Origin of the sequence: Candidatus Culexarchaeum yellowstonense, assembly GCF_024707025.1 — an archaeon.
Lineage (GTDB): Archaea > Thermoproteota > Methanomethylicia > Culexarchaeales > Culexarchaeaceae > Culexarchaeum.
In genome coordinates, this window is sequence record NZ_JANGFQ010000048.1 from 1 (window position 1) to 10,543 (window position 10,543).

The window sequence follows — 10,543 nt, forward strand, 5'->3', positions numbered from 1 at the left end:
TCCTACCCGTAACCCTAACAGCCATTAAAGCAGCTTCAGCAAGGGCTGAAGCCCAATCATACATGGATGCATTGGCCACATCCATCCCAGTCAACTCACAAATTAGACTTTGAAACTCAAATAAGGCTTGAAGCATCCCCTGGGAAATTTCAGCTTGATATGGTGTATAGGATGTTAGGAACTCACTTCTACCAACAATACTCTTAACGGCTGATGGGACATGATGAGGCCAGCAACCAGCTCCAAGGAATATTGGCATATCCATTAAACTAACATTATCATCCAAAATGCCACGAACAAACTTATAAACTTCAAACTCAGACATGGGGCCAGGAATATTCAATTCACCCTTAAACTTAACAGACTCCGGAATATCCTTGTAAAGCTCAGAGACGTCGCTGATACCAATGGTTTTAAGCATCTCCTCCAAAACCTTCTTCGAAGAATTTGGTAAGTATGGATGCGCATCCACCATAAAATTCACAATAGAGAGTTAAGTTATACATAATTTAATCTTGTCGGTTAAATAGAGGGTCAAACAAATTATTATTAAGGTGAAGAGGACATAAATTTAAGGAGTAAGTGAAGGTCTATGGTGAAGATTGGGAAGCCCATTCCAGTAATATTGATCATTATATTGACAATGCTAAGCCTACACACAAACCTATACCAAATCAATGCTCAAATCATAGGTTCAAGTGGGAAGAGAATTATAGAGATACATGCAAACTACGCAATAGTAAGAGATGAACTATACATACCTGAAGTTACAGTAAATCTAACCCAACACATACCAAAACAATATTCAAATGAGTTGTTCATGGTTAAAGCCTACGATGAAAAGGGAGTTAGAGATTTAGCATTAGAGAACGAGGAGGATGGAGTAAAAATAGTGGTTTTAGGGGAGGTTAAGGGGAAGATTACCATAGAAACATACCTAATAAACCATTTAAAGAAATCTGCAGACAAATATGTATTCCAATACCCAATATACCCAATACTGGACGTGACAATTGAGGCATTCAACACCACCATAATATATCCAGCGGAAACATTGAATGTCACCACAATAATACCGCCAACAAACATAACCACAATGGATGGATGGAAAGCGAAATACGCCCAATCCCCACTACCAATGCAAACCACAATAGAATTATACACATCATTCAAAGCAAGCATAACACCAATAGTGATCGATAAAATAATTAGATATGTGAACATTGGACAAGAAATAGGAGTGAAGGATGAAATTACAGTTAGGAATCCAACGGATACCACCATAAGTAGGGGAGCTGGATTCAAATTCCACATGCCACCAGGAACCTCCATATCCTCAGCCACAGATCCACTTGGACCAGTAAACTACAAAGTGAACTCAACATCCACAGCCACAATAGTAACAATATACCCGAGAATAGACTTACAAAGCGGATGGACATATGGCTTCACACTGGAATACAAAATTCCAAGGGAAAGATATGTGGCTGGAGGACAACAGGAGACACTTACAATACCAATAGACACCATAATACAGACACCAATAAAGCAAATGAATGTAACCGTGAAATTCAGTGAGGGGACAAAAATATTGAGTTACACTGGAACCCCAACGAAAATTGAAGGTACAATATTAAAATATGATTTAAGTGGATTCATAGCAAAAGATTATGGAGCAAGCGATTTAAAGGCAACATACATACCAGGGCAAACCCCAATGCAAATACCAATAAACATACTGGCATACACGATAATAGCATTGACAGCCACATCCACAATATACCTAAAATACAGGTTCAGTAAAGTGAAGATGGCTACAAAGATAAGCTATATAAGAGCCATATACGATGCATACTTGAAGGAGAAGGACTTATACATAAAACTTAAGGAAACCATTGAGAAATATGGGGATGAAGAAATAAGCAGAAAGCAATACCTTGAGGAGAAGAAGAGGATAATGGATGAAATAAAAGCTTTAACTGATAAGATAAACGAAGCGAAAATGAAAGTTGAATCTGAGGAAGCGAGAAGCAAAATAGGGGAGATAGAGGAGGAGATGGGGAAACTTAAAGCATTAATGGATAGAATTGAAGATATTGAGGGGAGGAGGATTTCAAAAACTATAAGGAGGGTTGAGTACCAAAGAATAAGAGACGCCAATGAAAAGGCATACGCGAGAATAATGAGGAGAATAGATGCAAGAATAAATGAATTGAGGGAAATAAAGCTGTAGAGGGGATGGGGCTACGCCAATAGAAATCACATTAGACTATGGGAAATGTATAGGATGTGGAAACTGCATACAATCATGCCCAGTGGAAGTATACACAATGGATTCCAATGGAAACATAAAGCCATCAAGGATAAGCCTATGCATTGGATGCAAAATATGCGAAGCAGAATGCCCAAGAAATGCAATAAAAGTAATCATAAAATAAACCTACATAGGGTGGATTGATGGTTAAATGCCTAAAATGTGGAAGATGTTGCATTGAAACACAAATGCCACTTACACGTAGAGATATAGAGAGAATTGAAAGGCTTGGATATAGGAGATGGGAATTCTCCGTGGAAAATGATGGTAAACTCAAACTAAGAAACATAAATGGATACTGCTACTTCCTAAACCCAAAAAACATGAAATGCAAAATATATAGGGATAGACCTGAAGGGTGCAGGATATACCCAGTAGTATACATTGAGGGGGGATACGTGGGCGTAGACGATGAATGCCCAGCCTCAAAAACAGTGACCATAAGGGAAATATGTAAAAAGAAGCCTAAACTAATCAAATTATTGATTGAAGTTGAGGGGTTGAGGAAGTGAGAAGGATAATTAAAGGTATAAAGAGGATATTAAGCGAAGAAGCATATTGCTCAAATTGTGATAGATTCGTAAAAGTTGACGTAGAATTAAAAACTTATGGTAATAGGAGGATTGAAGTTAAAAAATGTAGTGTATGTGGGAGGGTAATTGAGGAAAGGGAGTATTACGTTGAAGTCTAAGTTAATACACCAATCTTCTTGGCAGCTTCAGTCAAAGAGTCAATAACGTAATTTAAATCCTCAATGCTGTGAGTGGCATTTGGCTGGAATCTAATCCTAGCAGTCCCCCTTGGAACCCATGGATAAACCACTGCTTGAACGAATATATGATAATCATTAAATAGCATCTCCACCAACTGCTGAGTCTTCTTCTCATCACCAATCATAACTGGAGTTATGGGGGTCTTGGTATTGCCAATATTGAACCCTCTATCCACAAGGGACTTCTGGAAGTATCTAGCATTGCTCCAGAGCTTCTTTAAAGGCTCATCACTTGAGGAAAGCAAGTCTATGGCTGCAATTATGGCTGCAACGTCAGGTGGATTCAATGCGCTACTAAGAAGATGTGGTCTAGCCCTCTGCTTGAGGTATTCCACAACTTCCTTTGAACTGGCAATGTATCCGCCTATAACTCCGAAGGCTTTGGATAAAGTCCCCATCTCAATATCTATTCTATCATGAAGTTTGAAGTGATCCACAATACCCCTACCATGATCCCCTAAAACACCCTCACCGTGAGCATCATCAACATACACTATTGCATCATACTTGTCAGCCAAATCAGCAATCTTATCCAGTGGAGCTATATCGCCATCCATGCTGAAAACACCATCAGTTATTATGAATCTCCTTCTGGAATCCTTAGCCTCCTTCAACTTAGCTTCCAAATCCTCCATATTCAAATGCTTATATATCAGCCTCTTAGCCTTCGTAAGCCTTATACCATCAATTATGCTACCATGATTAAGCTCCTCACTAAGTACTGCATCTTCATCACCAACCAAAGCTGATATGGCGCCCACATTGGCAACGTAGCCAGATTGGAATAGTATTGCAGCCTCCCTACGCTTAAACTTTGCAATCTTCTCTTCAGCCTCAATATGTAGATCTGTGGTTCCAGATATTGGGCGAACAGCTCCAGCCCCAACACCATACTCTTCTATAGCTCTAATGGCAGCCTCCCTAATCTTAGGGTGATTTGCAAGTCCAAGGTAATTGTTGGAGCACATTAGAATATACTCAACCCCCTTAATCACAACCCTATTATCTGGAGGCCCAACCCTAACCCTCTCTACAAAGTATAATCCTTGAGCCCTCAAATTCTCCAATTCAGCTTTAAGATACTCAGTTCTCCTACCCAAAACGATCACCAAAATACTTTAAGGCAATAAGGAAATATAATTCTACCCATCATGAAGTACATGTTTACTTAAAGGATAATTCAACTTGATCTCCAACCCTCCAATCAGCATAGCCATTAACATTGCGATCGAAGATCACCTTTAATAGTGGGTTACCGATATAGCTTCCTAAACCCTTAACCATTAAACCATCAATGTAAACTTTGCATTTAGGTTTAAATAGGGAGTATGGATGGGTATGGAAGTATATTTCGCCTAAAGATACCCCATCAACATAACGTATAGATCCCAAACCATTAAACCCGAGAATTGCACCATAATTGTAGTGTGGTATTCCACCATCAACCCAAAGAAGTTTATCATTAACCATAAGCATTAAACCGCACTGGAAGTTGAAACTCGTTTTAGGCTTAAGCCACATGTAGTTTTCACATATCTCCTCAACTGTAAAGGGATTCTCAATTCGACTTGGCTTTGGGAGTAAATTTACAGTTTCACGAATATCAATTCTAAACCCTCCCAAAGCTCTATATGGATCATGTAAACTCCTAAACTCCAAGTGCATGTGGATATTGGACCATGGGGATAGGAAGCCTGAAACAATTATCTTACCAATGGGATCCCCTAAATGGAGCTTTTCACCAGGTTTTACATTAGGCTTCACATGAAGGATTTTCAAAACAACATCTTCATCAACCCTTATCAATGTTAGGTAATCGAAGGGGGAGGCATCAGCCCTCCTAACTGGACACTCAAACTTCTCAACTTCCAAGACAACTCCATCATCGATGGGCATAAGCCCCTCACCCTCAGGATAATATATGTCTATGGCTGATGAGGATTTATGAGATGGATATGGACTATTGAAGAAGCTAAACCAACATCTATCGGGTATTTTCAACTTTAAGCCCATACACTCCGCAATGACTTTGAATCCACCTATAAACAGCCACCAACACATTTTTAAATTGAATGGATTTATATGTATTTAAATCGACTGTAAACGTAATGGTGATCGACAAATGTCGAATAGAGTTGTGATAATAGGATGTGGAAGAACACCCTTCGGAGAACACTACGAAAAAGACCCCGAAGAATTAATGGAGCAAGCTGGGTTAAAGGCATTGGAATCAGCTGGAATAGAGAGGAAGGATCTTGATGCAGTAATGGTATCAAACTACTTCCTACAATTAACAAACAAGATAGGCTTAGAAGAGGGGTTCCTATCAGAGATCTTAGACCTCCACATACCCATGGAGACTGCTAGATCATTCAGTTCAGCAGTAAACCATGCATGCAACGCCATAGAAGCTGGCCGATACAAAATCGTACTGGTGGGTGGAATTGAAAAGATGAATGATAGACTTGACAAGATTAGAGATGATATAATGATGTTAATGGACTCATGTAGCTATTATGCTGGTGGAAGCATGGAAGCACACCACGAGCTAATGCTAAGGGAATACATTAAGAAGCATGGTTTAAGGGGGAGCGACGTGGAAGGATTAATGAAGGCTCTAGCATACATATCCCACAAAAACCATGAATATGGCTCCAAAAACCAAGATGCACAATTCTACAGGGTAAAAGTTGACGTAGATACTATTATAAAAGCTAGGAGTGGAAGAATCCTGGGATTATACGATTATGCACCCATATCAGATGGAGCTACAGCAATAATATTGGCCAGCGAAGAAAAGGCTAGGGAAATTGGGGTGAAGAGGGGGGTTAGCATAATTGGGAGGGGGGTAGCCACAGACTACCTATCATACTCCTCAAGGGAGGATTTAGCTGGATTCAAATCAACTAGGATAGCTGCAAGGAAAGCTATGGAAGAAGCTAAAGTGGGAATTGAGAAAATAAAGCTAATGGAGTTATATGATCAATCAACATTGATGGAGCTAGTAGCATTGGAAGATATTGGAGTATATAGTTCGGGGGAAGCTTGGAAAGCGATAATTAAAAGTATGGAGAATAAGAGGTACACGTACGAGGCGAGGGGAGGGGAGATATATGTTAACACTAATGGTGGACTTAAAGCTGATGGAAATCCATATGGAGCAACTGGAGGTGCACAAATAATTGAAATATACCTACAATTGATGGGGAAGGCTGGAGATAGACAGATACCCATAGGAGATGGGGATTACGCATTAAATGTGGAGCATGAAGGGTTTGGAACGAAAACATATGTAAACATTTTTGGGAGGTGGGAATGGTGAGTTCAGAACCCATAGAGAGAAGGGTAAGTTACATATCGGATAGGCTACGTGGAAGCATATGCCCAATATGTGGAAGAAGATACTTCAAGCCAAGATACTACTGCCCAAAATGTGGAAGGAAGAGTATGGGTAAAATGGAGGAGGCAAGCTACCTATATAGTAAGGGGGTTTTGGAAGCATGCACATTAATAGATGACCCCACAAACAAATTCAAAATCCTCTCACCATACATTTATGGAATAGTTAGAATACCGGAAGCAGACATAAGGATACCTGCAAGGCTAACAGACCACATACAAAACTCACAATTCAAACCGGAGGATTATGAGGGGAGAGAAGTTGTATTCAGGTTTAGGAGGAGATATTCAACGGAGCCCCATGAAATAGTGCCAACAACATCACTCACATTCACATTCGCAGACGAATACTACCCATACATACCATACGAAACTAAAGAGCCGAAGGAACCATCTGAGAAGCCTGGAATAGTTGGATATGCATTATACACATCCAGATTCAGGATAAGGGAGGGGGATACTGAGAGGTCAGTACCATTCCTAGATGAAGACTCAATAACAGCTGCCGTGGAAGCTGGGAAACTTGCACTAATACAAGCTGCATTACATGGGTGGAGGATCAAGAAGGTTTATGTGGGAACGGAATCAAACCCATACGCAGTAAAACCAATAGCATCAAAAGTTGCACAAGTATTGGATCTAGGAGAAAACCTAGGGGATGGAGTTAGAGGGGTGGATGCCATAGACACGGAATTCGCATGTAAAGCGGCTACAAGCATGTTCAAAGATGCAGCGGCAATATCAAAGTACATGGCTGAGAAGGGGGAGGAATACTTCACAATGGTCATAGGAACTGACAATTCACAAGCAGCTCCAAGAGATCAACCTGGAGGGGAATTGGACTACTTCGTAGGTTATGGTGCAGCAGCATACATAATAGGTAACATGGATGTGATAGCTGAAATAGAGGGGTGGTACTCAGTAACCTCGGATACACCTGACTTCTGGAGGAGGGATGGACAGAAGTACCCACTACATGGAGGGAGATTCACAGGTGAACCAGCATACTTCAAACATATAATTAAAGCTGCAAAGAAGCTTATGGACAAAATGAATCTAACACCAAAAGACATAAACTACTTCATCCCACACCAGCCAAACGCCAAATTCCCACTACGAGCCGCTAGAAGACTTGGATTCAGGGAAGAGCAATGCATACCATCATTAAAAGTAACGAAATTTGGAAACCTATACTCCGGATCAAGCCCAGCAGGGTTAGCTGCAGTTCTAGACATTGCCAAACCATACGAGAAGATCCTCCTAACAAGCTTTGGATCAGGGGCTGGAAGCGACGCATACCTAATAACTGTAACCCCAAAGATAGTTGAGAAGCGTAAGAGAACTGAGAAATTCAACGTTGAATGGCAAAGTAGCAACCCACACCTAATATACCTAGACTACCACACATACAGGAAGTTTAAGGAGGGAATATAAAAAAACTTTATATTTTTTATGTCAACCCATTCATGACAAGTCAAAGTTTATTCTGTTTAAGGATGAGGTCTACGGATGGGTAGTTTTCACCTGCAAGTCCATGTATAAATGCTCCACCACTAATACAAAGCATACCACCAGTACTCAGTATTATCCTATCCAAACCATACTTGACGATCTCAGCAGTGGTATCCCCGCCGAGGAATATTAAGCCTAAACCTGCAATTAGCTTTGTAAGTTCAACGCCATTGGAGAACCCCTTCTCATATACACCTAAAGGTCCAGCCCTAATTCTATAAACCTTCTCTTGAAGCCTCCTAGCATAAATCTCCACAGTTTCACTTCCAATATCCATTATTATACCATTACATTTACCCATATCCTCTAAGTGAACCTCCTTTATTTCGCCATTATCTAGAACCACAAAGTCCACTGGATGAGCAACATTAAACTTCTCAGCCAAAATCTTAGCGGCTTCAAAATCCTCCCTAGACATTTTCGATTCTAGGAAGGAGTTATTTCTGGGGCCGAGATCGTAACCCTTAACCCTAGCCACAAGCTGACCTGGGAGGCCTCCAGTGAACCCCTCCATCTTTGATAATATGGATGTTAGGTACTGTATCTTCTGGAGCTTAGCTCCACCCATAATTATGGCGCAATCCTTGGCATTCTTCATAACCTCACTTAAAGCTTTAAGTTCATACATGGATCTAAGTCCAACCCAAGTCCTAGCAATGTAGGGGAGGGCCATTACACTTGTGTGAGCTCTATGCCATACTGGTATGGCATCATTAACACAGCTCTTTATAACCCCCTTAAAGAACTTTATGAATTGGGATTTCTCAGGATTCCACTTCATCTCCTCCTCAAACATCCTAATATTGTCCAGTAATAGTATTTCGCGCTCCCTAAGACCCATAATCCTAGACTTCGTCTCTTCAGTGAAGACCTTATCCTTTGGGATGAAGTCTATGTCTATCTTTGATGGTAGAAGCTTCCTCAAAGCAACCCAATGCTGCTTCAATGGTATGAAATCTTCATCCCCAGGTCTACCTTGATGAGCTACAACAACTAAACCAGCATACTCTGATAGGAGTTCAAGTATGTGGGCGTAGGCAATGATCCTCATATTATCCTCCATTATCCTACCATCAACCACAGGTATGTTTATGTCAATCCTAACTAGGGTTGGAGATTTAAGTTGCGAAGCAAGGTTTGTCAAACTGTATGGTATACAGGCGGTATAGTAGTCTAGAGTCAAGGGGGTATTCCACCAATATTTACATGTATAAATATAAATTTAAAAAGGTTACCAACACATAAATACACCATAAAACATAATTCTAAACATGAAGATCGAGGAGTTGAAATCATTCATTGAAAGTGAAACCCCAAAACTCATGAAGATAAGCAGAACACCAGGCTTAAGCATATCAATAATAATTGATGGGGAAAAGGCATACATGGAAGCCTTCGGAGCAAGGGATTTGGAAAGCAATTCACCAGCAACCATAAACACGCTATACGGATTTGGATCATGCACGAAATCCATGACTGCACTGGCAATAATGCAATTGGCTGAAGAGGGGAAGATAAGCATAGAAGACCCCGTGGAGAAGTATGCACCACTAAAAATTGGATTCAAGGAATACCCAATAAGAATACACCACCTACTTTCACACTCCTCAGGAATACCATCACTAAACACTGCAGTTATAAGCTTGAGGAAAGCCACAGGGGTAAAGGAGGATTACACACCACTAAGTAGCATGGAAGACTTCTACAGATACGTTAACGCCGCGGGAGAGGAGGTTGCAGCGAAACCTGGGGAGAGATACTTCTACCTAAACGCTGGATACACTATTCTGGGAGACATAATTGAAAGGGTAAGTGGAATGGAATACCACCAATACATAAGGAGGAGGATTCTGGAGCCACTGAAAATGTTTAGAAGCACATTTCTAAGGGAGGAGTTTGAAAGGGAAACTGACAAGATGACGCCATACTGGAAGGATAAAGATGGAAATCCGAAGAAGGTTAGAATGCCCTTCGACAAACTCATATATGCTGCAGGGGGGCTTGTCAGCTCAGTAAACGAATTCTCAAACTATGTAATTGCATCAATGAATTATGGGGAATTCGATGGCGTGAAATTGGCGAGCAAGGAGAGTATAATGGAAATGCAGAAAATCCATGTGGAAAGACCAAAAACATATTATGGTAGGGAGGGGTATGGTTACGGTTGGGGGATAATAGAAGACTTCTATGGTAGGAGGGTTATACATCACAGTGGATCAACGGGATGTGCAAGTGCATACGTAGCATTTATACCAGAAGAGAAGATTGGAGTGGTGATGGCCTCAAATACCACAGGATTCCCCTACACATACATAGCCCACGCAGCATTAGCCATGCTAATTGGCGTTAAAATAGACGATGTCCCAATAATAAAGATACAGAAGAGGATGAACATGCTAACAGGAGTATATGAGGGGTGTGGTGGAGCTATAAGGGTAAATGTGGTTTCAAGGGGTGGAATGCTATACATGGAGCAGAAGGATGAATGGACAGACATGTCAACACCACTAATACCATGCGACGATAACCTTGAAACACTGAAATTC

10 protein-coding genes and 1 pseudogene are annotated in these 10,543 nt (G+C 40.7%); 7 read left to right on the forward strand and 4 right to left on the reverse strand.

Annotated elements, in window-relative coordinates; all coding sequences use genetic code 11:
* Positions 1–472: pseudogene (locus MRT15_RS06690) on the reverse strand (glycine dehydrogenase); the annotation flags it as partial.
* A gap of 120 nt (positions 473–592) precedes the next feature.
* On the opposite strand from MRT15_RS06690, the gene MRT15_RS06695 reads away from it, so the two are divergent.
* From MRT15_RS06695 to MRT15_RS06710, 4 genes are read left to right on the forward strand one after another with little or no spacing between them, the layout of a single operon-like run.
* Positions 593–2,233 carry a hypothetical protein gene (locus tag MRT15_RS06695; protein WP_304329107.1) on the forward strand — a complete coding sequence of 547 codons (1,641 nt, stop codon included), beginning with the start codon at positions 593–595 and terminating at the stop codon, positions 2,231–2,233.
* A 25-nt stretch (positions 2,234–2,258) separates the two neighbouring features.
* Positions 2,259–2,438, forward strand: a complete 180-nt coding sequence (locus MRT15_RS06700; RefSeq protein ID WP_304329120.1) for a ferredoxin family protein — start codon at positions 2,259–2,261, stop codon at positions 2,436–2,438.
* A gap of 19 nt (positions 2,439–2,457) precedes the next feature.
* Entirely contained in the window at positions 2,458–2,826 is a 369-nt protein-coding gene (locus MRT15_RS06705) for a YkgJ family cysteine cluster protein (RefSeq protein WP_304329108.1), read from the forward strand.
* Positions 2,823–3,005 (forward strand): hypothetical protein, encoded by a 183-nt coding sequence (locus MRT15_RS06710; RefSeq protein WP_304329109.1) that lies wholly within the window; start codon positions 2,823–2,825, stop codon positions 3,003–3,005. The genes MRT15_RS06705 and MRT15_RS06710 overlap by 4 nt, the downstream gene beginning before the upstream one ends.
* Here MRT15_RS06710 and MRT15_RS06715 read toward each other — a convergent pair.
* Both MRT15_RS06715 and MRT15_RS06720 read right to left on the reverse strand, forming a co-directional pair.
* Positions 3,002–4,186, reverse strand: coding sequence for a glycine C-acetyltransferase (locus tag MRT15_RS06715; protein ID WP_304329110.1), 1,185 nt, complete (start codon positions 4,184–4,186; stop codon positions 3,002–3,004). The two genes, MRT15_RS06710 and MRT15_RS06715, sit on opposite strands and share 4 nt — an antisense overlap.
* Before the next feature lie 64 nt (positions 4,187–4,250).
* Positions 4,251–5,099 carry a hypothetical protein gene (locus MRT15_RS06720; RefSeq protein WP_304329111.1) on the reverse strand — a complete coding sequence of 283 codons (849 nt, stop codon included), beginning with the start codon at positions 5,097–5,099 and terminating at the stop codon, positions 4,251–4,253.
* Between the two features lie 109 nt (positions 5,100–5,208).
* Here MRT15_RS06720 and MRT15_RS06725 point away from each other — a divergent pair, with 109 nt between their 5' ends.
* Positions 5,209–6,408, forward strand: coding sequence for a hypothetical protein (locus tag MRT15_RS06725; RefSeq protein WP_304329113.1), 1,200 nt, complete (start codon positions 5,209–5,211; stop codon positions 6,406–6,408).
* Positions 6,402–7,919: a hydroxymethylglutaryl-CoA synthase gene (locus MRT15_RS06730; protein ID WP_304329115.1), complete on the forward strand. Its 1,518-nt coding sequence runs from the start codon at positions 6,402–6,404 to the stop codon at positions 7,917–7,919. The genes MRT15_RS06725 and MRT15_RS06730 overlap by 7 nt, the downstream gene beginning before the upstream one ends.
* A gap of 40 nt (positions 7,920–7,959) precedes the next feature.
* Here MRT15_RS06730 and pgk read toward each other — a convergent pair whose 3' ends face one another.
* Positions 7,960–9,180, reverse strand: coding sequence for a phosphoglycerate kinase (pgk, locus tag MRT15_RS06735; protein WP_304329117.1), 1,221 nt, complete (start codon positions 9,178–9,180; stop codon positions 7,960–7,962).
* An 88-nt stretch (positions 9,181–9,268) separates the two neighbouring features.
* Here pgk and MRT15_RS06740 point away from each other — a divergent pair.
* Positions 9,269–10,543, forward strand: a 1,275-nt coding sequence (locus tag MRT15_RS06740; protein WP_304329118.1) for a serine hydrolase, incomplete at its 3' end; no start/stop codon positions are given.

Coding starts and splice junctions, on each gene's coding strand:
- MRT15_RS06705 (WP_304329108.1), top strand. CDS start 2,458: ATGGTTAAATGCCTAAAATGTGGAAGATGTTGCATTGAAACACAAATG.
- MRT15_RS06725 (WP_304329113.1), top strand. CDS start 5,209: ATGTCGAATAGAGTTGTGATAATAGGATGTGGAAGAACACCCTTCGGA.
- MRT15_RS06730 (WP_304329115.1), top strand. CDS start 6,402: ATGGTGAGTTCAGAACCCATAGAGAGAAGGGTAAGTTACATATCGGAT.
- MRT15_RS06695 (WP_304329107.1), top strand. CDS start 593: ATGGTGAAGATTGGGAAGCCCATTCCAGTAATATTGATCATTATATTG.
- MRT15_RS06720 (WP_304329111.1), bottom strand. CDS start 5,099: ATGGGCTTAAAGTTGAAAATACCCGATAGATGTTGGTTTAGCTTCTTC.